The sequence below is a fragment of the Alicyclobacillus fastidiosus genome (assembly GCF_026651875.1).
Classification (GTDB): Bacteria; Bacillota; Bacilli; order Alicyclobacillales; family Alicyclobacillaceae; genus Alicyclobacillus; species Alicyclobacillus fastidiosus.
Map to the genome: position 1 here is coordinate 1,249,083 of NZ_CP104067.1, position 24,718 is coordinate 1,273,800.

The window sequence follows — 24,718 nt, forward strand, 5'->3', positions numbered from 1 at the left end:
AAACAGGATCATAGACGAGGAGCTGAGTCGTGTGGCAAAAAGAGTGAAGATCGGCTTGATTGGCTTAGGGAATATCGGTGTAACACACCTCAACTACCTGACCAACCTGGACAACGTGGAACTGGTCGGCGTGTGCGACGTAGTGAAAGAACGGGCTGACAGATTTGCGAGCGACCATCAAACCACGGCTTACTATCATTATCGCGATTTGTTTGAGCAATCCGGGCTCGAGGCGGTCATCGTCGCGGTGCCTCACTACGGCCATACGCCCATCTCTATCGAGGCGTTTCAAAGAGGCCTGCACGTACTGAGTGAGAAGCCGCTCGCTGTACACGTCAATGACGCGAAGCGCACCATCGCAGCGTATGAAGAGGCCAAGAAGCGTAACCCGAATATCGTGTTTGGCATTATGTTTCAAGAGCGGACGTTGCCATTCTACAAGAAGATCAAAGACCTTCTCGACAGTGGGGAACTCGGCAGATTAACGCGCGCAACGTGGATCAACACCGCGTGGTTTCGATCCCAGGCGTACTACGACAGCGGCGATTGGCGAGCGACCTGGGCTGGTGAGGGAGGAGGTATCCTCACGAACCAATGCCCGCACAACCTCGATATGTATCAGTGGCTGTTTGGACTTCCGGCGCGCATCAGCGGTCATGCGCACATTGGGAAATACCACAACATCGAGGTGGAAGACGAAGTAACCGCCTATTTTGAACACGACAATGGGATGATCGGGCACTTTATTGTCACCACTGCCGAGTCCCCGGGAACCAATCGAATGGAAATCGTCGGCGAGAACGGAAAGCTTGTCTATGAGAGTGGGAAACTCGTGTTTTATCGAAATCGCGTTTCGACACTTCAGTTCTTGAAGGAGTCGAAGCAGGGCTTTGCGAACGTAGAAAGTTGGTATACCGAAATCCCAGTCGATACAAGTGCTCCGACAGGGCACAAAGTGGTGGCCGAGAAATTTGTGAATGCCATTTTGACGGGATCGCAGGATTTGATTGCGCATGGAACGGAAGGATTGAACGGACTGACGCTTGGAAATGGAATTATGCTGTCCTCGTTCACAAACAGCATGATCAGTCTCCCGTTGGATGCGGATGCGTATGAACAGAAGTTGAAAGAGCTGATAGCGACGTCTAAATCTGTGAAGTCTACCACGCAACAGTTGAGCGTCGACATGGAAGAGTCGTTTACGGTCTAACGCTGGAACCTGTGGTATGAGGACATTGCGATATTTTACGGCCGCTTGGGTCGCCGATGAAGCGGTTCAGGCGGGCGGAAACCGGGGGCACACGTCAACATGAATCTGTTTGATCTGAGTGGGAAGACCGCGGTCGTGATCGGCGGCAGTGGGGTACTAGGAAGTGCCATCGCAGAAGGATTGGCGGGTCACGGGGCAAACGTCGCCATCGTCGGCAGAGACGGAGAGAAGGCACAGCGCGTGGTCACCACCTTAGAGAACAATGGGGCCGTCGCGCGGGCATTTTTGGTGGATGTCCTGAATCGAGACTCGATTGAATCGATGGCCCAGTCTGTCATCGACTGGCGCCATCAGGTGGATATCCTCGTCAACTGTGCGGGCGTCAACAGTAAAACGCCGTTTTTTGAAGTGTCCGATGACGAGTGGGATCACATCTTGTCGGTCAACGCCAAGAGCATCTTCGTCGCGAGCCAAGTCTTTGGGCGATACATGCTGGAACGGGGTTCCGGATCCATCATCAACATCTCGTCGGTTTCTTCGGGACCCCCTCTGTCTGGCGTCTTTGCCTATTCTGCGTCGAAGGCAGCGCTCAACAGCATGACACAATATCTCGCCCGTGAATTTGCTCCGCACGTTCGAGTGAATGCCATTATCCCTGGATTCTTCCCGGCGGAACAAAATCGCAAAATCCTGAGTGAAAAGCGGGTGGAGGATATTCTTCGCCATACACCCATGGCGCGGCTCGGCGAGGCGAAGGAGTTACAGGGCGCCGCCGTGTGGCTGGCGTCCGATGCGGCGGCCGGATTTGTCACAGGTTCCCTGGTCACCGTGGACGGCGGATTCACGGCGATGTCCATTTAGCTTCTCGGGTCCTTGGCGTGCAGGGCGTTTCATTCATCGGACACCGTCGTTCCAATGTGTCACAATCAGGTCGTCTAGAGGGGAAGTGAACCGATTGCAACTCAAACTGTTCAAATCCGTATGGGGGATGTCCGGGACGTGGGCTGCGAAGCTTCAGCAAATCGCTGAGGCTGGCTATACAGGCGTGGAGTGCGGGATGCCAGCTGAGGGGGAGGAGGAGCTATTTCTTTCCTTACTCGAAGAGTACGGTTTGGAACTGATTTTGCAAATTTTTACCCAAGGAGAACACTTCGACTCGTTTGAACGACAAGCCGAGCGAGCAGCCGCCTTTCATCCACTGCTGATCAACTCGCACAGCGCGAAAGACTCCATGCCTTACGACGCACAACTGTCGTTTTTTGAGCGAGCGCTGGAAGTGGAGAAGCAGTTAGGTATCCCCATCGGCCACGAAACCCACCGCGGTCGCGCGACGTTCACGCCCTGGAGCACGGCGAGGTTACTGAGCGACTTACCGAACCTGCACATTGTCGCGGACTTAAGCCATTGGTGCTGCGTGTGTGAGTCGATGCTGGCGGATGAGCAGGAGAACATTTCCCTTGTCGCAGAGCACACGATTCACGTACACGGGCGCGTCGGGTTTGAGGAAGGTCCGCAAGTGTCCGATTTTCGCGCCCCGGAGTACGAGTACGCGCTTGCGAAACACGAGTTGTGGTGGGATGAGATTGTCGACTGCCACGTGCGCATGAACAAGCCCTTCTTCACGTTCACTCCCGAGTTCGGACCGCCGAGATATATGCACACACTGCCGTTTACGGATCAGCCGGTGGTCGACCTGTGGGAGCTTTGTCACGCTATGGGACAGAGATTCCAGGAGCGATTCGAAGCCCGCGTGACCTGTACGCACGCGCAGGTCATCGAAGAGGGCCCATGCGTTTGAAGGCGATTATCTAGAACATGGTGAGGTACCCTCGCATATCCGCTGCGAGGGTACCTCACGTGCTTCACGGCACGGGACGGATAGGCCTCATCCGTACGTCAGCACCACGTCGGTGTCCTGTACCGTCGGGCCAAGTTGCATAAATTTTTCGAGGTTCGCCTGCCACAGAGCGACCGCCGCGTCTGTCGAGCGTCCACGAGCCTGAAACGCCAGCTTGATTGCTCGCAGTGCGGCGCCCGCCGCGGCGCTGCCAAAAGCGCTCGCAGCGCTAAGCGGTTGAAACTTCATCGACGGGGCCGCCGCCAAAAGGCGTCGAACCAGGACGTCCGTATTTGTGAACAGGCCTCCGGATAGGACGGTGGTGTAGCCGACGTCGCCAGCTAACTCCCGAACGACTGCCTCGATGAGCCGTAGATAATCGGAGATGGCGGTTGCGATAATCTGATTGGCTACAGGGTCGTGGTCGGCCAGAGCGACGACTTCCTTGGCGAACTTCGCGATCGTGTTCACGGGCCGGTCGGACGCGTAGACGAGCGGGATCAGCGATTGTGGATGAGTCACGTGATACACGTCCATGGCGCGCTCCCAGAGTGCCGTTTCTGGGGCGCGGCCCTCGAAGCCTTGGATAGCGGCCATCAGGCCGGCGCGACCGATGGCGAAGCCGCTTCCCTCGTCGCCGAGCAGGTAGCCGTACCCTCCAGCCCGCGCGATTTGACCCGTCGTCGATTCGCCGACGGCGATCGATCCAGTTCCGGCGATCAGCACAACGCCGGACTGGCCGCGGGTGCCAGCGGCGAGGGCGGCAAGGGCATCATTTTTGATCTCGATGGCGCCATTTCGGAAGATGTCTTGGAATACAGCGTGTAGGCGGGCCGCTTCATCTGGCCTATCGACACCTGACATGCAGATGGACAGCCCGTTCACATCTTCTGCCGTACACTTACGAGCGGCCATACAGGCCTGAATCGATTGTGTCACTACTTGTTGCGCCCGCTCCCAGCCGACTACGTTGGGATTGCTCGATGGGGCGATGACCGTCGCCCCGCCATCGTCATCGATGAGGAAGACTTGCGTTTTCGTGCCGCCACCGTCTACACCAATATACGTCGACACTTTGCGTCACTCCCATCTGATGGCTGACGCAGCCAAGTTGTGCAGTCGATGGCGCAGGCGGATGATCGCTTTCTTCTGGCGGCCGTAGTGAACATCGTTGGTCAGGATGATCATCCAGAGGCCGGAAGCGGGATCGAACGCCATGCTCGTGCCCGTAAAACCCGTGTGGCCGACCGTCGTTCTTGGCCAGAGATCGCCTGTGTGGTCGTACGCGTCATGTCGGCAGACCCAGCCTAAACCGCGGTTTCCATTGAGGGCAGGCGTGTGATTCTCTACGGCCAGGCGCCTTACTGCATCAGACAAGAGGGGCTTGTGTCCAAGCCACATCGAGACGTAGGAGATGAGGTCTGTCATGGGTGCGAAGAGCCCGGCGTGACCGGACACGCCGCCGAGTGCCTCCGCGTTCTCGTCGTGGACGACGCCGACCTTTCCATATTCTGTCGCAGCAATGCGTGCAAACAAGGATGGCGGTGGGCAAAACATCGTGTCCGACATGCCAAGCGGGGTAAACACGCGTTCGCTGGCAAATTGGTCGAGCGCGAGGCCGCTCACTGCTTCTACGACCTCGCCCAGCAACATGAAGCCGATGTCGCTGTACTCCGTCCGGACGTCCGGGGTGATGCCCATCCCTTCGCGGCGGATGGCCGCCCGGATGGCCTGCGGGGTGCTGAACAACTCGTAAAACTGCCGCGATGGGACAAGGCCTGCACAGTGCGTCAGCAGATGGCGGATGGTGACAACGCCCTTCGCGGCGTCGGCAAATTCCGGGATGAAGAGTGCGACTGGATCATTCAGCCGGATGTCTCCATCGTCTATGAGCGTCAAGATGCACGGCAGTGTCGCTGTAACTTTGGTCAGCGAGGCCAAATCGAACACGGTCTCCTTGGTCATCGGCCGTGACCTGCCGTTTGCGTTCTCCGCGTAGCCAAAGCACTCGAAGTAGGCGGTCGTTTCACCTCGACCGACAGCCACGACCGCACCCGGAATGTTTTCTTGTTCGATCTCGCGCTCCAAAAGCGCCGCAATGCGCTCTAATCGGTGCGTGTCTAGCGAAAACGTCACCCTAAGCCCTCCTCGGTCGAGAGTGCGGTCCGCAGATAGCCCTCGGCGCCAGCGAGCAATCGCTTACCGACATCTGCCGACACGCCTTTTTCAATCATCAAAATGGCGAGTTTCACGTGCTGGTCGGCGGCGGCCAACGCGGTCTCAGCCGCTTCGTACGTGGCTCCAGTCGCGCGCATAATGATGCTCTTGGAGCGCTCTTGCAGCTTATAGTTGGTCGCTTTCATATCCACCATCAGATTCTTGTAGACTTTGCCGAGGCGCACCATCGCGCCTGTGCTGATCATATTTAAAATCAGCTTCTGTGCGGTCCCCGCTTTCAGGCGGGTGGACCCGGCCAGCACCTCAGGGCCCGTGTGGACGTCAATCGCAATCTGTGCAAGCTTGCCGATTTCAGATTCCGCATTGCAAGCCACGCCAATGGTCAAGGCAGCGCGTGTCGCCGCGTATTGCAAAGCCCCTTTGACAAACGGCGTTCGGCCGCTCGCGGACAGTCCGACCACGGCGTCCAGACTGGATATTTCGAGGTCGGCGAGCGCTTTGGCGCCGGCCGGTTCGTCGTCCTCCGCATTTTCCAGCGCTTTGAAGGTCGCCTCTTTGCCACCGGCGATGACCGATTGCACGAGATCCGGTGGGGTGCTAAACGTGGGCGGACACTCTGCAGCGTCGAGGATGCCCAATCGACCACTCGTGCCGGCGCCGACATAAATGAGGCGACCGCCTTGTTTCAGCCGAATCACAATTTCGTCTATCGCGCGGGCAACCTGGGGCAAGACCTGTTCCACTGCCCTCGGTACAGATTTGTCGGCGCGGTTCATCAGCGTCACGATTTCAAGGGAACTGGCTGAATCCAGATGCTCCGTTTCCTCGTTGATCTGTTCCGTTTGTAGGTGTTCAAACACGATGTCATCGCCTTCCTCGACTCAAACATGAAGAGATTAATATAGGAGAATATCGGCCAAACCTTTGTCGAACGATTGGACCGATTCGTCGCACTCCGCCAGGAAATCCAGGGTTTTGCCCGCGTTGACAAGGTTGCGGAGGCGGTCTGTGCCAGCTAGGAGATCGAAAAAGTAGCGGCCCTCCTCGTCTTTATGTGTAAACGTAAAATGCTCATCATAGAGCTTGCAGATGACATCGATGAGCGTGAGACCGAGCTGGAGTGGGCGCAAGGCCCGCTGGTTCGTAATGTGAAGCTGGATGCCCTCACAGAGGTCGCCTGGATACTTTTTATAGGTGGGCACAAAGAACGTCGGCCGGGCCACTACGCCAGGGAGGTTTCTCTCGTTCACGGCGTCGGCCAGTTCGAACGCATGGATGAACGGGGCGCCTATCATTTCAAACGGGTGCGTGGTCCCGCGCCCTTCGCTGATATTCGTCCCTTCGAACAGACAGGTTCCAGGATACAGAGCGACCATGTCGAGGTTGGTCGTGTTTGGTGAGGGCGAGACGAAGGGGATGCCAGTCTCTCCTTGCCACATCGAACGCTCCCAGCCTTCACAGCGGATGACAGTGAGCAGAGCGGGGACGGGAAGCGTCTGGTTGTAAAGCATCGCAATTTCACCCATCGTCAATCCGTGGCGGTTGGGGATATCAATCATCCCTACGAAGGAGTGAAAATTTTTATCAGGGATGTTTCCCTCGCGAATGACGCCGCCGATTGGGTTCGGCCGGTCGAGGACGATGCATTCCAGGCCGTTTTGCGCACAGGCCAAAAGGCAGTAGGCCATCGTGTTCATATTCGTATAATAGCGCGATCCGATGTCGGGAACGTCGATGACGAGGGCGTCGAGGCCGGCCAACATCTCTGGCGTGGGTTGCAGTGTGTCTCCATATAGGCTGTAAGTTGGCAGCCCCGTGTGGGGGTCGCTTGCGGATGGCACCTCTTCGCCTTCTTTGGCGCAGTTCAACATGCCGTGCTCGGGTCCAAACAGCTTGGCGACGTGCCACTCTCTTTCTTCTACCAGCAGTTCGACAATCGGTCTCAAGGCCGAATCCGTGACATTGTAATTGCTCACGAGCCCCAACTGTTTTCCTGCGATGCGTTGGCGATGTGCGTGAAGCAGCATCTCGGCACCGATCATGACCATTTTACTTCCCCTCCCTCGCGATAAACCAATTATAAAATAAATATTCAGAAGTATAATATACAAAATGAAAATAATTTTTAAAATATTATTGATGATATGTGAATTTACTTTTATACTGGACTCATTCGTGGAGGTTGATGAACCGTGGTGCCAAGTGGGGGTTTGATTCGTCTTCGGGAAGCACTTCCGAGACTATCTGATTCTGAAGCGAGAATTGCAGAGTTTATCATTCAAAACCCGTCTGAGTTTGTCCATTTGACGATACAGGAATTGGCATCGCGCAGCCAGAGCAGTCCTGCGGCGGCCGTTCGCTTGTGGAAGTCACTCGGCTTTACCGGCTATCAGGAATTTAAAATACGCGTGGCCAGCGACGTTCAATCCAATGTGGCCGAAGAGTACAGTGAGCTGAAAGTCGGGAGTTCCTTCGCGTCGGTTCTCAGGTCTGTGGAAGAAAGGCATTTGCAGTCGATTCAAAATACCCTTCGCCTGCTGGATGAATCCGCGGTTGCAGAAGCGGTGCGAGTGATTCACCGCGCCTCCAAAGTGATGGCGTACGGAATTGGCGCATCTGGCGTCGTGGCGGAGGATTTGGCCCAAAAGTTGACGCGGATTGGATTTCCGGTCTACGAGGCCGCAGACTTCCACAAGGCGGCTGTGTTGGCCTCCCACTTGAACGACCAGGATGTTCTCGTCTTGCTCTCTCATTCCGGTGCGACCTCGGAAGTGGTGGAGGTCGCTGAAATCGCCAAGCGAAAAGGCGCCCATCTGATTGCGGTGACCTGCTTTGGCGACACCCCGCTCTCCCGCATTGTCGACACGAAATTGTACGTAAGTGCGGTCGAACCAGAGGTTCGACTTGGTGCAACAACGTCTCGCATGGCTGCACTCACGGTCATTGACGTACTGCTCGTCTCGCTGGCGAACCAGTTTCGCGAGGAGATATACGAGGCACTTGAGGTCACGAGAAATGTTGTGAAGAGCCATAAATTTCGTAACTGAGGTGAGCATGTTGCGCAAAAGACGATGGCCAATCATTATTGGTTTTCTCACGCCGGCACTGGTCCTGTACCTGATGTTTATCGTCTATCCATTTCTCTCTAGTATTCGGTACAGCCTGTATAACTGGAACGGCGTCGGCCCGCTCGTGGACTTCATCGGCCTCAAGAATTTCACGTACGTCCTGTTTTCTCACGAGTTTGCGCCGCAATTCTGGCGAGCTGTCGCACACAATCTGTATTTCTTCGTCCTTTCCATGATTTTGACATCCGTATTCGGACTGTTTCTCGCTTATCTGCTCGTCGCTGTCAAAGAGCGTGCATCCCGCTGGTTTCAAGTGATCTACTTCATTCCCATGGTCGTCCCACCTGTCGTCGTGGCCTACATCTGGAGCATGTACCTCGAGCCAGACTACGGAGCGATCTCGCGCGCCTTGACCGCACTTCACTTGAATGTGCTGAATGTTCCGTTTTTAGGAAGTGGAAGCTTGGCCCTGCCGACGATTGCGGTCATTACGGCCTGGGCGGGGATGGGCTTTCCCATCCTCATCTTCATCGCAGCGATGATCAATATCCCGGAAGAGATGATCGAGGCGGCAAAGGTAGATGGCGCGTCGCGCACTAGGATCTTCTTTTCCGTGATTTTCCCCTTCATCAAACCGACCTTTTTGACCATCACGACACTCAACTTCGTCGGTGCGTTCGGAGCGTTTGACTACATCTACATTATGGAAGGGACGCAAGCGGGTCCGAACTATGCCACAGACGTGATTGGCACCCTGTTTTACCGGACTGCGTTCGGCGGATTTGGAACGACCGCGCAAGGTGTTGGCTTAGCGACGGCGCTGGCATTCGTCGGTTTTATCATCGTCATGATCGCGTCTACATTTCTCGTGCTCTTGCAGCGAAAGGCGTCGATGGATCTGTAAATGCGTGTCCGACCCTCTACAAAGGATGTGATCGAATGCACTTCAAGCGTCCAATTCTAGCCTATGTCATCTTAGCCCTATTCGGCATCGTCGCGCTGTATCCGTTGATCGATATGTTGCTCATGTCGTTTAAGGACCTACCGGGCATTATTTCGCAACCGTTTAGTTGGCCGACCAGCTGGCATTTGGAAAACTACGTGAACGCGTGGGGCGAGGGAAATCTGTTTTCCTACCTCATCAACACCGCCATCGTCTCCGTCGTGTCGGTCACCGTGATCACGTTTTTCTCGTCGATGGCGGCGTACGTCATCGCGCGCTTCAACTTTAAGGGGAACCAGATTATCTATTTGACGTTTCTCGCAGGTCTTGCGCTGCCTATTCAAATGATCGCAGTGCCCCTGTTCATTCTCATGAAGCAGTTGTACCTGATTGATAATCTCCTTTCTGTCATCCTAATTTACTCGGCAAGTGGACTGTCTTTCAGCGTCTTCTTGCTTGTCAACTTTATCCGCAGTGTACCAAAGGATTTGGAAGAGGCGGCGTTTATCGATGGCGCGGGGCACCTGCAAACCTACTGGCACGTCATTCTCCCGCTGATTCGGCCATCCCTGAGCACGACGGCTTTACTCAACTTCATCTCTGCGTGGAATGGATTCTTCTTTCCGCTCATTCTTCTCTCCAACCCGAATCGGATGACCGTTGCGGTGGGGGTGCTGTCGTTTGTGGGCCAATACTCCACGCAGTGGAACCTGTTGCTTCCAGCGCTGGTCATCGTCATGTTGCCGACCATCATCGTGTTTGTGATTGCGTCGCGCCAATTCATTCGGAACATGACGGCGGGGGCCGTGAAGATGTAAAGGAGGTGACCCGGATCAACCAGCCGGATAAGTCTCATATATCTAGAGGGGGAAAAGCCATGAAAAAAACGAAAAAGGCGATGTTATCGACGCTCGCACTGGCGATGGCGGCAACTGGGGCGCTCGCAGGTTGTGGTACAGGCGGTACGGGAGGTACTCCTACCGTCACCGTGTGGTCCTGGCGCTCTCAGGACGCAGGCCTGTGGAAACAGGTGCAGGCGGCCCTGAATGCGAAAGGGGACAAGGTGAACATTCAGTTCCGCGCCATCAACGCCACGAGCTACGACTCGGTGTTACAGACGGCGATGGACGGGGGCAAGGGCCCTGACATCTTCTACGGGCGTGCGGGTGTCGGAACGCTCGATTACGCCGCGGCCAACATGATAAGCCCAGTCGACAAAATCGCAAACCTGTCGGGCATCAACTCGGCCGCCCTGCAATCTGTGCAGTGGAAAGGGAAGACGTACGGCGTCCCGTTCGCGATTCAGACGATGGAAGTCTTCTACAACAAGGACATATTCAATAAGTACGGGTTGTCTGTTCCGAAGACGTGGGCCGACTTCCTGCACATCTGTCAGGTGCTAAAGTCCCACAATGTGACACCGATCTCGACCATGGGCATTCAAAGCTGGATGCTCGCGCTGAACTTTGACGAAATTGGCGCTACGATGCTTGGGGATAAATTCACGCAGCAGTTGGTCGACAAACAGGCGAAGTACACGGATGCCCCGTATGTCGATGCGCTTAGCAAATACCAGTCGCTTGCCCCGTACTTCGAGCCGAACTTCAAGGCCGTCGGGTCAGCCGGGAACGAGCAGGAGACCCAATTCGCGCTCGGGAATGCGGCGATGGTCATGGACGGCATCTTCGATGTCCCGACCATTCAACAATTCAATCCCAAATTGAACATGGGCGCCTTTCTGATACCTCCAGCGACTTCGACGCAATCTGCGAAGATTGACTGGTACGTGGACGGAGATATTGCCTTGAACAGCAAGATCTCGAATGCTGCGGAGCAAAAAGCCGCAGAGGAGGTTTTGGCGTATACGGCGACGAAGCAGTTCGGCCAGGATTTCGCCGATATCGCAGGTGAGATTTCACCAATTGCCGGCGTTCAGGTCCCCAAGAAGTATCCACTGTCGATTCAAGCGTACAATTGGTATCAGACAGTACCGATTAACCCGACGTTCGGCATTCGCAGTCCCATGGACACGCCACCGCCGACTCCTATCACGAGCCAGACGAAGGATGCCGCGAGCAATGACTCAGGAATTTTCTCGGCGGAACAAAAAGTGCTCTTGCCGCTTCTGACCAACCAGATGACGCCCGCAAAAGCTGCGAACGAAATACAGAGCACGGTGAACTGGTACTTCAAGTAATTCTCCACGCGAACAGCATCACGCGACGGAGCGGCGCTACGACAGTCCGCTCCGTTTTCATCGTACTCGTGGAGTTTATCGCACTGCCATTCCACGACGTACAATGACTGACAAACGATGCTCGCGTCAGATGTGTACTCGTTCGTGAAAGTGAGGGGATTACGAGATGGATGAACTGCTTCCAGGCGTCTTTGCAGACATGTTGCGCCCGCAGTACTGGCTGAGTCGATGTCGGGACGGGCGAGCGTACCAGGTAGACGCGTGTAACGATGGCATCGCGCAGTCAGGCACACTTTACGCATTGACCGAGACGGCGGAATTTCCAGTCGTTACACCGCTCCGCCCAGCAGATGTTCGATTCGATGAACAGGGAAGAGCAATCACAGACCGGGACTGGGACTTGATGGAAGACGTTTCGCGGGTTCGGACGTGTTCCCCAACTCCCGGATTTGCCGTGGAGTCGACTGATTTGCGCCGCTTTGCGGTGGCGACGCCCGCATTCCAATCCCCGACGGACAAAGAGTTTGACGAGCTCCAGGACACCACCCTCCACACGTTCGAACCGCTCGTCGTGGTGGGGGAGAGTCAGGATGCCAACTGGCTTTACGTGTACACGACCACCTATCGAGGATTTGTGGCGAAGCAGGCGGTCGCCGTGACGACGTGGGAAAATTTTAAACAACTGCGGTCTTCTCCGTCGTTTGTCGTCGTGACGAAACCGTTTACGCTGACCCAACCGCAGCCGTACGATGCGAAGGTCTCCCGCAGGTGGCTCGAGTTTGCCGCCGTTCTACCGCTTTTTGAGAGCGGGGAGAACTTAGGCAGACAACATGTTCTCGGCAATATCTGCGTCTTCCTACCTGTGCGCGAGCGCGACGGAGAATTGACGATGCGACCGGCCTACGTGCCGCGTGCGGATGTGCACGTAGGGTGGCTGCCCTTCACGCGCCAATCCTGTGTGTCGATGGCCTTCACCTTGCTGCACGAGCGGTATGGTTGGGGCGGTCGACTCGGGGTTCACGACTGCTCGAGCTTTACGCGCGACGTGCATCGGACAATGGGGGTAGAACTGCCGCGCGACGCGGGCGTGCAGGAGAGGGCCTTGCTTTGGCGCATTGCTTTTCCAGAAGGAATCAGCGGTCGTGATAAGGGTCGGCAATTGGAACAGCTTCAGCCAGGCGATTTGCTCTATATGCCAGGCCACACCATGATTTACCTCGGTTCCATTCAAGGTAGACCGTACGTCATCCACGACTTTGCCGGATATGTGGTGGAAGGCACCGAAATACCCATCAATCAGGTGATGGTCTCGACCCTGGACATTCACACAAAGTCAGGTGCCACCTATCTCGAAAAACTTTCCTCTGCCGGGGCGGTGATGGTGCAGTGAAGGCAGACGTGTTGGAGAAAATCACAGAGATCGTCGGAACCGAAGGCGTGTTGATTACGCCCAATAGCCTCTATGCGTATTCGTTTGACGCGACGCCGATTTTGCGGGCGAATCCGGATGTCGTCGTCATCCCGAGGACGACAAAGCAACTGGCCCAGGTGCTCCAGCTGGCGGATGCTCACAAAATCCCAGTCATTCCACGTGGATCCGGTACGAATCTCGCCGGGGGCACGATTCCCGTGGAGGGAGGAATCGTCCTCAACATGACGCAATTCAACCAAATCTATGAGATAGACGAGAAGAATCTCACTGTGACCGTCGGACCAGGCGTCATCACGGCCGACCTGCACAAAGCAGTCGAATCGGTGGGCTTGTTCTACCCGCCGGATCCTGGGAGTCAGCGGATTTCCACGATTGGTGGGAACGTCGCACAGTGTGCAGGGGGCATGCGCGGACTGAAATACGGCGTCACGAAGGATTACGTGCTTGGCCTCGAATACGTCCTCCCGTCCGGCCAAGTCCTGCGCGCGGGCGGCAAGAACTATAAGGATGTCGCAGGGTATGACCTCACGCGCCTGTTGGTGGGCTCGGAAGGCACGCTGGCGGTGATCACGGAGTTGACGCTCAAGCTGTTGCCGCTGCCACAGACCAAGCGAACGCTCGTCGTGTTCTGCGCACAGATGGTGGATGCCGCACGCATTGTCGAGCGCACCGTGGCCGATAAGATCATTCCGGCCACGATGGAATTTCTCGATCAAGCGACCATGCGTGTCGTCGACGAGTTCTCCCACCTCGGCCTGCCTCGCGACGTCGCTGCGATGTTACTGATTGAGCAGGATGGGTCGGAGCAGCAGGTCGCCCGCGATATCGACCGCATCGCGGCCATTGCTCGGCAAGAGGGGGCCGTGGACGTACAGGTGGCGAAGACGCCCGAGGAGGGTGCGAAGCTGATGGCCGCTCGACGGTCTGCCCTCGCCGCCCTGTCGCGCCTGCGCCCCACGACGATTTTGGAGGATGCGACCGTCCCGCGCGCTCGGCTGGCAGAAATGGTGGAGGCCGTAGAACGCATCGCCGATAAATATCAAGTACAAATCTGTACGTTTGGCCACGCCGGGGATGGGAATTTGCATCCCACGTGTCTGACGGACGAGCGCAATCACGAGGAGATTCACCGCGTCGAGCAGGCGTTTGACGAGATTTTTCAGACGGCCCTAGGGCTCGGCGGGACCATCACCGGCGAGCACGGCGTCGGCATGGCCAAGCTCAAATACCTCCCGCAGCGCGTCGGTGAAGGCGGCATGGAATTGATGCAGGCGATTAAACGCGCGTTCGATCCCAACGGCATCATGAATCCTGGCAAAGTGGTCGCGAGAAGTGCGCGCCAAAGAATCGTGGTGAACCAGCCATGAGTTCATTCGATATGGATGAGTTGCTCAACTGCATGCACTGTGGATTTTGCTTGCCTGCCTGTCCGACGTTTCAGCAAACGGGGCTGGAGACCTACAGCCCGCGGGGGCGCATCGCGCTGATGAAAGGCGTCGCAGAAGGCACCCTTTCGGTGGACGCCGAATTTGAACACAACATGTATGCCTGCCTCGGCTGTCGCGCCTGTGAAACGGCCTGTCCAGCAGGCGTCCATTACGGGGCGCTCATCGAGGACGCGCGCGAGGTCATTGAAGACGCCAAGAAGGCGCGCAAGCGTACGTCGTTCGCTCGGTCGGCCACCTTAAAACACCTGTTCATGCACCCCCAGCGCATTCGCTGGGGTGGCCATGTGTTGTGGGCGATGCAAGCGAGTGGCATGCAGAAGCTCGCCAAGCAAACGGGGCTCATCAAGGTATTGCCCCGCGAAATGGCAGAGATGCAGGCGGCGGTCGACGCGGTGGCCTCTCCCGCCAAGCGCCGACACCGCCAAGAGGTGGTAGGTCCAGCCCCGACAAGTCGTCGGCAGATGGAGCAGGACGCCTCGAGCGCGAATCGCGCGTCGGGTCTGCGCGTAGGGATGTTAACCGGCTGCATCATGGATGTCATGTTCTACGACACCAACCAAGCGACCGCCCGATTGTTGTCAAAAGCCGGTTGCACGGTCGTGTTCGCTCGCCACCAAGTCTGCTGCGGTGCACTGCACGCCCACTCTGGCGAAAAAGCGGACGCGATGGAATTGGCGAAGCAGAACATCGTCGCGTTCGAGCAAGCAAACGTCCAGCTCATCGTAAATAACGCAGGTGGCTGCGGTGCGGCGTTAAAAGATTACGCGCATTGGTTCAAGGATGACCCTGAATGGGCCGACCGATCCCGCCAATTTGTCTCGAAGGTGCGCGACATCAGCGAATTGCTCGCCGAGTTGCCTCCGCTCCCATTCACAAAATCGGTGAATGCGCGGGTCACGTACCAAGATTCCTGCCATCTCGCACACGGGCAAGGGGTACGACGGCAACCGCGCGAATTAATTCGCAGCATCCCTGGCGTGGACTACGTGGAATTGCCGAGTGCCGACAGCTGTTGTGGATCAGCGGGCATCTACAATATCACCAACTACGACATGTCGATGCGCATTCTCGATGACAAGATGAAACAGGTTGCCGATACGAAGGCGAACCTCATCGTCACGACCAACCCTGGCTGCCTCTTGCAGATGAAAAAGGGCATTCTCGATGCGGGACTGTCTCATCGAGTGCAAGCGGTGCACATTGTCGATTTGCTGAATCAGGCACTTTAGGGGCTCGACTGCTATCTGTTGTTGCAACTCGAAGCCATACGTGGCACGGGTCGCGCGAGGGAATGCACCACGGTTCATTTTCTCGTGTGACCCTTATGTCGGTCATGGGGAGGTTCGTGACACACGAGGCTTGGGACAAAGGAAAGGGTGACTCGAATGATTTCATACCAAGAAGGCAACAAGCCCTGAAGGGCATACATACTACACTCGTGATGAATTCCACGGGATAGAAGATGGTGGACGTCTGTTGTTTAAATGGCACCCGACAAGTGAATTAAAAGGCACAAGGGTATTCCCGACATTCCTGCGAGATTCATTGCGCGACTTGCCAGAGACTACGGTTCACATTTTGCACCAGGATGCGGAGTAAGTCGTTTTAATGTGGCATTTTACTGCAAGTTGTGGTACCGAAAATTCACAGGTTGATCCAGTTTCCTCCTGTGGGAGATAGGCACCACGATGGGTGCCTTTAAAAAAGTTATTTTGTGCTATTGTCGCGCAAATTTTCGTTTTCATGTAATTGATTTAAAAACCGATCCCAATACCACAAGCCAAAAAAAGTACCAATAATCATGGCAGACCCAATACCTATCCACACGGCAGTTTCAGTCTCCATATCCGTAAACCACGACATCATTTCTGGACCCAAATTCTCACTTCCCTCCATAGTGATGTCCCTAGTGTGCCTCGGCACACGAGAGAAAAAGCGCAGCAAAAATTGGAGAGTAAGATGGGTTTGCGGATTCATTGTGAATTCACGGACAAGGAATTTGCCGTAAAACCGGGCCAAACACTGTTTTAGATACCAGTGCGTAGACGGACGACCCAGTGATATTTACCTAGGTCGTCGCCGCTTGGTACAAATATTTCCTTACCGCCCCCGTTCGATAATGTAACCGTCACTGTTGTACACTTTCCCCTCCAGATATGCGCAGCGCATGATCATGCCATGTCACTTTTTCAAGCGTGGTCTGGTTGACATCGGTCCGCGCCATGACATAGAACACTTTGGGAAGTTCGTGTCCACGAATGTCCCATGTGGCAGACCAAGTCCCGTCTTTTCCTATCCGCGTAGTCGCGATGCGTTGAAGCGGAGCAGTGGAGTGCAAGGCGTATCTGCCGCTGTACTCTTCTACGTCATCGCGCGGGACATAGTAGATGTTCATGATATGCCCGTTCCATGGGTTATATGGCGAATAAAAGATGACCTTCCCGTTTTGGTTCTGAATGTAAATGTGCGGATTGGCCATGTTCTGCCACCGTGGCAGTTGAATTTCTGCGGGCTTGTCCGCGATGGACATTGGTAATGCTTGGCTCGCAATGGCGGCTTCCCGCTTCGAGTCGTCGTCACCACATCCCACGAGCAGTACACTTGTCATGGCGACAGCGCATAGGGTACGGACCTTCATGGCGCACACTCCGTTCTGATGGCGTTTGCGATTAGTTTGTACCACACTCTATATCTTTATTTACCTCGTAACGAACATGAGAAAGATTTCCCTTTATTTTCTTTGAACACAGTATTTTCATCTATTCACATACAAAGGCTGGAGGCTCATCTATCAACTTAAGCGAGTTACGATCTCGGCCTTATAACAGTCGGCAAAAAGATACCGCATATCTGCGAGTGTCTTAATCCAACGGTGTCAACTGCTTAAGCAAATACTCCACAGAATACCCATCAATCTCAACGTCGCAAGTGGCTTCACCAATAGATTTAACCTTTCCGATCTTGCGAAAAAAGTTGTCTGCGAAGTCGTTAACCTGGACATGGCTACCTATTCTCAACTCTGCTTTGTTATTGGGCTTATCCAACAGCATTGCCCTACTTTCAAAGATCGTCCGATACAGCGCAATCGCCGGGTTGTTCTCCTGCTCCCACTCTTGATTGTTAATGGACGGTAGGCCTAGTTCATTTTTCATGCGTGTCATGAGCCCTGCTAGTGCCTTGTCACGCTCTTGGTTGCTCATATCTGCTTGCATTGTGGCTTCGTATTCTGAATGAATCTCTGACAGTTTGGTCATATCCTCAACCTCCAACGCACATGGGATAAATTCCGTTAGACATCAGCTATTATGTAACAGGCAGTGATGAGGAATACGGCGTGGTAACGTGTGAAGGTTCGCACGTCGTTTGCGGGAGATGTGCGGAATACTGTAGCCAACCGAAGAAGAGAGGCGAAGAATACACAAAGACGCGAGACATAAAAAATCTGGTAAAGCCTCGTATCAGCACATGCACTCATACAGGGTCCGCCAGTGAATAAACCCTGCATCCCTTGTAAGACAAGGCATTGGCTGGAGTTGCGTGCATGATCAACGTGGTGTGTTGTCTTGTGATTGGCGGCCTTGTCGCTGTGTACATATCGAAACTTCCGCTACCGTCAAACAGTGCGGGGCTACCAAATGGATAAATTAAAATTTGTAAAATTGGTAACTAAATCTACTTGGACAAACGGGAGCGAGAACTGAACAGGCTGCATGCCACTGTTTTTGTATGACTGAGGACCAGGTGTTATTGCACTACTGGGCAGTTTAACTGAACAACAGGAAATCAAATTAACTAGAACAAGCTTGATTAAATTTCCATTGAATGATATTGTTTCAAGCAAATTATATGGAAGGACGTGAGCATCAATGATGCAAGTCTTGCAATCAATGCAAATGCTGCAAGCGAGGCAATGCCCTTGTATCGTGTGCTCACGTTTACGGACTTGAACTTAACCATTTTGGGTTAAACGCCGTGGGTACATTTACCTACGGTGTTTTTTATTTTGAAAGAGACAATGTTAGGAGATGGAAAATGGATAATGTGGAATTGATTGAAGCCGCACGGCGTTCTTCTGTGAGAAGACTCATGGAACCAATTCACAAGTCCCGCAATTTCACGGCTCTGTGGAGCGGGCAGACGCTTTCACAATTCGGTGATGGCGTCTTGTGGGTGGTGCTGCCATTATGTGTTTACTCGATAAACAAGTCGACTTTGGATATGGGATGGATTATGGCGTTGCTCATGATCCCACAGGTTATCCTACTGCCTTTTGCAGGGGTGCTCGTCGACAGGGTTTCTCGGTCAAGACTCATGATTACCACCGAGACCGTTCGGTGTTTGATAGTGGGCACTCTCGCAGTATTGAGTGCATTGCACCACATGTCCATTCCGATCTTATCAGGGTTTGTAATCATCTACGCCATCATGGATGCTCTGTTTCAACCCGCCTATTCAGCTGCTCGTGCTCAGATATTTACGGATGATATTCGTAGCGCAGCTCTATCACTGACGCAAGTAAGTCAAGAACTGGGTCGCCTTCTTGGTCCGGCAATTGGAGGCGTGATCGCAGGCTTTATTTCTATTGGGGCTGGTTTTGGGTTTGATGCCATTATGTTGTGTATATCCGTTATTACCCTCTCCTTTTTAAGGGTTCCTAAACCTCGCTATGAACGTCATCGTTCATCCCAAATTCTTCGTAATTTTGGACGTGACTTAATTGGGGGATTTATAGAACTTCGCAAGCATTCCTGGCTATGGATAACGATAGTGGCTTTTACCGTCATCAATATTGCCGACACTGGGATAACAGCAATCCTTCTACCGTGGCTAGTCAAAGTTCATTTGCACCTGCCCGATACCAGTTATGGATTAGTGAATAGTGCAGCTGGTGTCGGAGCGATTGTGGCTGCATTGCTATATGGACGAAAGAACAATCACCGTCGTCGTGGTTTTGTAGGATACGGTTGTATTATTGTGAATGCTCTTGCCTTTTTGTTCCTTACACTTGGTCATTCAACATTCGAGCTAATGCTGTTAATGGCGGTTGCAAACGGTGCAATTATGATATTCATGTTGATTTGGGAAGGTAGCTTGCAGGAGTTGATTCCATCTGAATCGTACGGTCGTGTAGCGAGTCTTGACCTCTTTGGTTCATGGACATTGTTGCCTATAGGTAATGTCCTTAGCGGATGGTTGGCTACGAAAATCGGCGGTATCGAGACGATGTTGATTGAGGGAACATTGATGTTTTGTGTAGCTATTGGAGTTATGTTGATTCCAGCCATACGGAAGTTTGACTGAAATCATTCCATGAAGGGTTCAAAATATCTGTTTCTACTCGTCACCATTTTAATAGTCAATTTATTGAACTAACGGATTAGTTTAATAAGAGGCTATCGCGGAATGGTAAAAATCAGGATTCATTGTGAAATGGAATCCGGGTTTTTTCACGTCTTGCTTAGGTACGATTTTTCCGTTTCGTGAGGTGACCCCTATAACCACATCGTTTTACCTCCAAATAATAAAATCTCCGGATAGATGAGTGGACAATTGAGTAATTATAAATGTAGAAGAACCAATACGGGATTGCATTGCACGGCGAGAAAACATAGACCCACTAAAGGTTTTGTAAATTGATTCGGATGTTTTGTTGATATACAGTTAGTAACGAAGAAAATGTAATTTCAGATAAATAGTATGGATGGTGAAATCATGAATGACAAATATGCACCCTTGTTTGAGCCGATTACCTTTAGAAGTGGTGTGCAATTAAAAAACCGTATTGTGATGGCGCCGATGACAAATTTCTCTTCTAACCCAGATGGCACGGTGACTGACGCTGAGTTAGCCTATTATGCTCGTCGTTCTCATGGAGTTGGTACTGTTATCACGGCTTGCACTTACGTAACGCAAAATGGTAAAGGGTTCCAGGGTGAATTTGGTGCTGACAGTGACGAAATGATCCCTAGTTTACGTCGATTAGCGAGCACCATCAAAGAACAAGGTGCAGAGGCTGTTCTGCAAATCTTCCATGGTGGGCGGATGTGTCCACCGGAGTTAGTTCCAAACGGTGACGTCGTAAGTGCCAGTGCGGTACAGGCAGAAGAGGGTCTACCACCAATTATGCCTCGAGCGATACCTAGAGCATTAACCGAATCCGAAATACAATCAATCATTGATGCCTTTGGTGAAACTACTCGTCGAGCTATCGAGGCGGGATTTGATGGTATCGAAATTCACGGCGCCAATGGATACTTAGTTCAGCAGTTTTTTTCACCACACTCGAACCATCGTAATGATTCTTGGGGGGGAGCCTAGAAAAGCGGATGTCATTTCCGCTTGCGGTTGTGGATGAAGTAAAGAGAGTGATTAACAAACACGCAAAACAACCATTCTTAGTTGGTTACCGTTTTTCTCCAGAAGAGGCATCGACACCTGGTATAACAATGTCCGATACGCTTGAATTCGTGGACGCTTTGTCCGATAAAGAGCTTGACTATCTTCACGTTTCGTTGCTGAACTTTTGGTCCAAGCCCCGGCGAGGAGTAGACGATTCACGGTCACGTCTAGAATTAATTCAGGAACGAGCGGGTAATCGGGTCCCAGTAATTGGAGTTGGGTCTATCCATACTGCGGATGATGCATTAAAAGCGCTACAAAGCGGTATCCCTCTTGTCGCCCTCGCCCGGGAATTAATTATGGACCCGGATTGGGTGGAGAAAATTTTAGAGGGTCGTGAATCTGAAATTGCAACTACCCTAAGACAACACGATCAAGAACGTTTGGTTATCCCAGATCCACTCTGGCAAGCAATTATGGATACGCCTGGCTGGTTCCCTGTAGAAGCTTAACTATCGCGTACTTCTGCAGCCGTAAGTACGCGGTGATATCCATACATGGGCGCCCTAACAGGCGCCTTTTTGCTAAGCGTTTGTCATGGAAGAATAGATATTTCTCTGATGAAATTGCCATGCAAGCCGCATTTGAAAACGCCAAGCTTCGCAAGCTAGTCGATAAATAACAGTAAAAAATAGGAAACTCCTTTTGTTCTTGAACTCCCTCGTGGATTAAGTTGTTATTGGGAGCATAAATCCCATAAGCTCTGTTGCTTCAAACCGCATGAACGGAAGGCAGAATGGCACAAGTGTATTCTCGTGCCCATGCTTTGTTCGACGTCACTCACCGACCAACCGATGAAATCTTTCTGGTAGTCAATGCACACCGTTATGACGGGACTGCCGATTTCGAGAAGTATGACACCAACCAAAGTATACGAACTCAACGTGCCTGACACCAATTTGCAAAAAAGTGTCGACCACATTAGGCTGCCGGCTTTATATATGGATGATGAAGATGATGGTGTATGGACGGACCGATATGTCTCCGATGCACAACCTGTGATATTGCAGCTCACGATTTACTTGAAGCCGTTTCAAGTTCAGACATGGGAATTGAACCGAAAGCAGCGAATAGGAAGCGACATTCAACACAGAATTTTTATTTTCTATTATGCATACTTGTACAAAAATGTTCGAACATCCATGAGGCCTCCTTCGAATACGACCGTGTTTAAATACATGTATTCCGAAACATTAGCGCATCCACTAATTCCGGGTAGTGAATCTTCTTCATGTGACTGCATTCGAGGTAGTTGACAAAATGAAAGCGCTCCCTTTATAATCCCATTATTAAATTGTTTATAAGAAGTGAAATAAAAACATTTTGAATAGATACATAGAGAGATATATAAGACACCGCGCAGAGAGGTAGGTGAATTGCGTGGGATATACAGGTTCCAATGCCGTGGGTATGAAACACATGAATAAGACGGCTATCCTGCAACTTCTACGGGAGAAGGCTCCGCTTACCAAGGCGGTCATTGCTTCGGAAGCAGAACTTACATTTGCAACTGTATCCAACCTTATTGAAGAAATGCAGGCAGACGACCTCATCATCGGGATGGGGTATGCACAGTCGCAAGGCGGCAGGAAGCCTGTTTTATACCGTCTGAACCCCGATGCGTTCTATTTCATTGGAATAGACCTACAGGTCGAAAAGATTGTCTGTGTTTTGACGGATTTTGAAGGAACGTTAGTCCATTCGGATTCCATCCCTTATCACGTGGAAGATGGGCCATATAAGGCGGTTCAGTCGATTCGAACACTGATTGACCAGGTTCTGTCCGATACCAAAACTACTTTTTGGAAAATTCGCGGGATGGGTGTTTCTGTGCCGGGTCCCATCGATAATCAGGCGGGGATTATCATATCCCCCCCGAATATGCCCGGTTGGCGTAACGTTCCGCTTCGCGATCTGCTGACTCAGGAGTTTCAGGTTTCCTGCTATATCGAGAAAGATGCGAATGCGGCCGCGTTAGGTGAACTGAAGTACGGTGCCGGCAAAGACGTAAATGATCTTGTGTACATCATGGTGGATGTCGGGATTGGCGGCGGCATCATTGTAAACGATGACATCTACCGCGGCTTCCTAGGGGGAGCTGGCGAGATTGGTCACATGATGATCGATGCGAGTGGCCCTCCGTGCAACTGCGGCTCAAATGGCTGTTTGGAAGCAGTTGCATCCGGCATCGTCATTGAACGTGAGGTATACCGCGAAATAGGAACAAATATACGACTGGAGCAATTGCTTCAAGATGGGATTGGACAGCATCCATTCTTGCACAAGTCTCTGGTTCAAGCAGGACAATACTTGGGCATTGCAGTTGCGAACTTATGCAATGCATTAAATCCACCTCTAGTCATTTTGGGTGGGAAAGTTGTCGAAGGTAGCGATTTGTACTTTGAACAAGCCATTGAAAGGGCACGACAGCGTATCCTGCCGGATTTTGCACAGCGAATTCAAATTGTCCGTGCCAAACTCGGTGGCTTATCTGGAGCCATTGGAGCTGCGACTATCGTCTTTCAAAATACCGTATACCAGACAATCTGAGAGGGGGTGGGCGCAGGCACGCTACGCGTGTTCCGTCTACAACACCATTTCTATTTACACTTTATAGGCTTGTGACTCACAGAATAAGGGGGATGCAAAATGAAAGCGATATCCAAATGGATGATGGTTGGTGCGTCTGGCTTAGTTCTTCTTTCTACTTCGGCGTGTGGAACAAGTACCGGTAGCTCAGGTAGCGGCGGATCGAGCTCTAAAGGTCCCGTTACCATTACGTTCGGCACCTGGGGTGGCGCTGAGGAAGACGCACAACTCCAAAAGATCATTCAGCAAATCAACGCAGAACATAAGAATCAGTTCCAAATTAAAGAGTTGAACGTGCCTTCTAATTATGATCAAAAGTTAAAGACTGAATTGGCGGCAGGAAGCGCTCCGGATATCTTCTATTTGAACGATGGTGAAGCACCGATGTATGCAAATGACGGTGCGCTATTAAACCTTGATCCTTATCTAAATAAATACAAGAGCCAAAATCCAGTTGCCAATACGAGTGACTATTACCCTGTTACATTGACAAACGACACGTATAAGGGCTCTTACTATGCTCTGCCGTGGATTGGACAACCCACGGTCATGTACTATAACCCGAAGTTGTTCCAACAAGCAGGGCTTGCAGAACCCACTTCAGGCTGGACCTGGAATGATTTCTTGAAAGACTGCGAAGTCATCAAACAAAAGACAGGTACGTATGGTTTCTTGTTAGCAAATGGTTGGCCGCCGGTCTATGACTTTATCTGGTCTTTCGGAGGACATCTGTGGAACCAAAATATGACTCAAAGCACATTTGATTCGCCGCAGACCATCCAGGCTCTTACATTGATGCATACGTTGATCAATGAGAAGTTAGTGCCAACGCAGGCAGAATTGGCGAACGTTGATATCGAAGATCTGTTCCGTCAGGGTAAGGTCGCTATGTTCATGGGCGGTGCGGCAGACGGAAACTACGATGCACAGGGATTCACGGCAAAAATTGCGGTCTTGCCAAAGGGAACACAAGAAGTAACTGACTTGGGCATCGACGACATGGCTATCAATGCCCACACCAACGTGGATAAAGATACAGTGTTCCAGGCATACATGGCACTGCTAAATGGTATCGACCACTGGAAGGTTGTTCCTCCTGTCAAGCAATACGCTCAAAACCTGAGCCAAATTTCGGTTTCCGATGCACCGGGCGGACACACTCCGGCTGATCGAATTCAACCCATCTTGGAGTCCATGAAGTATGCGCGCTTGTACCGAAACATTTCGGATCCAACTGCGATGCAAAACTACTGGAACGTTCTCGCGAACGATGTGTATGAACCACTTTTGTTGGACAAGGAAACACCTCAACAAATCGCACAAAAAACTCAGACTGACCTATCTGCTCTTGTGAAGTAATCATATTGCTCAGCCATGTTTAAACAATCATAACGAGTTGGTGTCTAAGTATTCCCCT

The 24,718-nt window shown here is 52.4% G+C and carries 21 protein-coding genes and 1 pseudogene; 15 read left to right on the top strand and 7 right to left on the bottom strand.

Annotated features, from left to right (window positions below; translation table 11 throughout):
• The first annotated feature begins 31 nt into the window (after positions 1 to 31).
• From NZD89_RS06355 to NZD89_RS06365, 3 genes are all read left to right on the top strand, one after another.
• Positions 32 to 1,210: a Gfo/Idh/MocA family protein gene (locus NZD89_RS06355; RefSeq protein ID WP_268006906.1), complete on the top strand. Its 1,179-nt coding sequence runs from the start codon at positions 32 to 34 to the stop codon at positions 1,208 to 1,210.
• A 99-nt stretch (positions 1,211 to 1,309) separates the two neighbouring features.
• Positions 1,310 to 2,071 carry an SDR family oxidoreductase gene (locus NZD89_RS06360; RefSeq protein ID WP_268006907.1) on the top strand — a complete coding sequence of 254 codons (762 nt, stop codon included), beginning with the start codon at positions 1,310 to 1,312 and terminating at the stop codon, positions 2,069 to 2,071.
• 94 nt (positions 2,072 to 2,165) lie between these two features.
• Positions 2,166 to 3,008: a sugar phosphate isomerase/epimerase family protein gene (locus NZD89_RS06365; protein WP_268006908.1), complete on the top strand. Its 843-nt coding sequence runs from the start codon at positions 2,166 to 2,168 to the stop codon at positions 3,006 to 3,008.
• A gap of 87 nt (positions 3,009 to 3,095) precedes the next feature.
• Here NZD89_RS06365 and NZD89_RS06370 read toward each other — a convergent pair whose 3' ends face one another.
• From NZD89_RS06370 to NZD89_RS06385, 4 genes are read right to left on the bottom strand one after another with little or no spacing between them, the layout of a single operon-like run.
• The gene (locus NZD89_RS06370) at positions 3,096 to 4,121 is read right to left on the bottom strand and encodes an N-acetylglucosamine kinase (RefSeq protein WP_268006909.1); all 1,026 of its coding nucleotides are present in this window, start codon (positions 4,119 to 4,121) and stop codon (positions 3,096 to 3,098) included.
• A gap of 6 nt (positions 4,122 to 4,127) precedes the next feature.
• A complete protein-coding gene (locus NZD89_RS06375) occupies positions 4,128 to 5,183 on the bottom strand; it encodes a serine hydrolase domain-containing protein (RefSeq protein ID WP_268006910.1) in 1,056 nt (351 codons plus the stop codon).
• A complete protein-coding gene (gene murQ / locus NZD89_RS06380; protein ID WP_268008410.1) occupies positions 5,180 to 6,088 on the bottom strand; it encodes an N-acetylmuramic acid 6-phosphate etherase in 909 nt (302 codons plus the stop codon). Before murQ ends, NZD89_RS06375 begins: the two co-directional genes overlap by 4 nt.
• A gap of 33 nt (positions 6,089 to 6,121) precedes the next feature.
• On the bottom strand, positions 6,122 to 7,273 hold the full coding sequence (locus NZD89_RS06385) for an exo-beta-N-acetylmuramidase NamZ family protein (protein ID WP_268006911.1): 1,152 nt from the start codon (positions 7,271 to 7,273) through the stop codon (positions 6,122 to 6,124).
• Positions 7,274 to 7,417: 144 nt separating this feature from the next.
• Between NZD89_RS06385 and NZD89_RS06390 the strand changes: the two genes are divergently transcribed.
• The 7 genes from NZD89_RS06390 to NZD89_RS06420 all read left to right on the top strand — a co-directional run bounded on the left by NZD89_RS06390 (position 7,418) and on the right by NZD89_RS06420 (position 15,542).
• Positions 7,418 to 8,272: a MurR/RpiR family transcriptional regulator gene (locus tag NZD89_RS06390; protein WP_268006912.1), complete on the top strand. Its 855-nt coding sequence runs from the start codon at positions 7,418 to 7,420 to the stop codon at positions 8,270 to 8,272.
• A 7-nt stretch (positions 8,273 to 8,279) separates the two neighbouring features.
• Complete coding sequence (locus tag NZD89_RS06395) at positions 8,280 to 9,197, top strand: carbohydrate ABC transporter permease (RefSeq protein WP_268006913.1); 918 nt, start codon at positions 8,280 to 8,282, stop codon at positions 9,195 to 9,197.
• A gap of 35 nt (positions 9,198 to 9,232) precedes the next feature.
• Positions 9,233 to 10,054 (top strand): carbohydrate ABC transporter permease, encoded by an 822-nt coding sequence (locus NZD89_RS06400; RefSeq protein ID WP_268006915.1) that lies wholly within the window; start codon positions 9,233 to 9,235, stop codon positions 10,052 to 10,054.
• A 59-nt stretch (positions 10,055 to 10,113) separates the two neighbouring features.
• Positions 10,114 to 11,433 (top strand): ABC transporter substrate-binding protein, encoded by a 1,320-nt coding sequence (locus NZD89_RS06405; protein WP_268006916.1) that lies wholly within the window; start codon positions 10,114 to 10,116, stop codon positions 11,431 to 11,433.
• Positions 11,434 to 11,599: 166 nt separating this feature from the next.
• Positions 11,600 to 12,823: a C40 family peptidase gene (locus NZD89_RS06410; RefSeq protein ID WP_268006917.1), complete on the top strand. Its 1,224-nt coding sequence runs from the start codon at positions 11,600 to 11,602 to the stop codon at positions 12,821 to 12,823.
• A complete protein-coding gene (locus tag NZD89_RS06415) occupies positions 12,820 to 14,232 on the top strand; it encodes an FAD-binding oxidoreductase (RefSeq protein WP_268006918.1) in 1,413 nt (470 codons plus the stop codon). Before NZD89_RS06410 ends, NZD89_RS06415 begins: the two co-directional genes overlap by 4 nt.
• Entirely contained in the window at positions 14,229 to 15,542 is a 1,314-nt protein-coding gene (locus NZD89_RS06420) for a (Fe-S)-binding protein (protein WP_268006919.1), read from the top strand. The genes NZD89_RS06415 and NZD89_RS06420 overlap by 4 nt, the downstream gene beginning before the upstream one ends.
• A 478-nt stretch (positions 15,543 to 16,020) precedes the next feature.
• On the opposite strand, the gene NZD89_RS06425 is transcribed toward NZD89_RS06420, so the two are convergent.
• From NZD89_RS06425 to NZD89_RS06435, 3 genes are all read right to left on the bottom strand, one after another.
• Complete coding sequence (locus NZD89_RS06425) at positions 16,021 to 16,191, bottom strand: hypothetical protein (protein ID WP_268006920.1); 171 nt, start codon at positions 16,189 to 16,191, stop codon at positions 16,021 to 16,023.
• Between the two features lie 250 nt (positions 16,192 to 16,441).
• Positions 16,442 to 16,951, bottom strand: coding sequence for a hypothetical protein (locus NZD89_RS06430; protein ID WP_268006921.1), 510 nt, complete (start codon positions 16,949 to 16,951; stop codon positions 16,442 to 16,444).
• 223 nt (positions 16,952 to 17,174) lie between these two features.
• Complete coding sequence (locus NZD89_RS06435) at positions 17,175 to 17,567, bottom strand: hypothetical protein (RefSeq protein ID WP_268006922.1); 393 nt, start codon at positions 17,565 to 17,567, stop codon at positions 17,175 to 17,177.
• Between the two features lie 778 nt (positions 17,568 to 18,345).
• Between NZD89_RS06435 and NZD89_RS06440 the strand changes: the two genes are divergently transcribed.
• The 5 genes and pseudogenes from NZD89_RS06440 to NZD89_RS06455 all read left to right on the top strand — a co-directional run bounded on the left by NZD89_RS06440 (position 18,346) and on the right by NZD89_RS06455 (position 24,660).
• Positions 18,346 to 19,614, top strand: a complete 1,269-nt coding sequence (locus tag NZD89_RS06440; RefSeq protein ID WP_268006923.1) for an MFS transporter — start codon at positions 18,346 to 18,348, stop codon at positions 19,612 to 19,614.
• A 411-nt stretch (positions 19,615 to 20,025) separates the two neighbouring features.
• Positions 20,026 to 21,164, top strand: a pseudogene (locus NZD89_RS06445) (NADH-dependent flavin oxidoreductase).
• 284 nt (positions 21,165 to 21,448) lie between these two features.
• Complete coding sequence (locus NZD89_RS30080) at positions 21,449 to 21,604, top strand: DUF3885 domain-containing protein (RefSeq protein ID WP_431308691.1); 156 nt, start codon at positions 21,449 to 21,451, stop codon at positions 21,602 to 21,604.
• A gap of 527 nt (positions 21,605 to 22,131) precedes the next feature.
• On the top strand, positions 22,132 to 23,262 hold the full coding sequence (locus NZD89_RS06450; protein ID WP_268006924.1) for an ROK family protein: 1,131 nt from the start codon (positions 22,132 to 22,134) through the stop codon (positions 23,260 to 23,262).
• Positions 23,263 to 23,382: 120 nt separating this feature from the next.
• Positions 23,383 to 24,660 (top strand): ABC transporter substrate-binding protein, encoded by a 1,278-nt coding sequence (locus tag NZD89_RS06455; protein WP_268006925.1) that lies wholly within the window; start codon positions 23,383 to 23,385, stop codon positions 24,658 to 24,660.
• Positions 24,661 to 24,718: the final 58 nt, after the last annotated feature.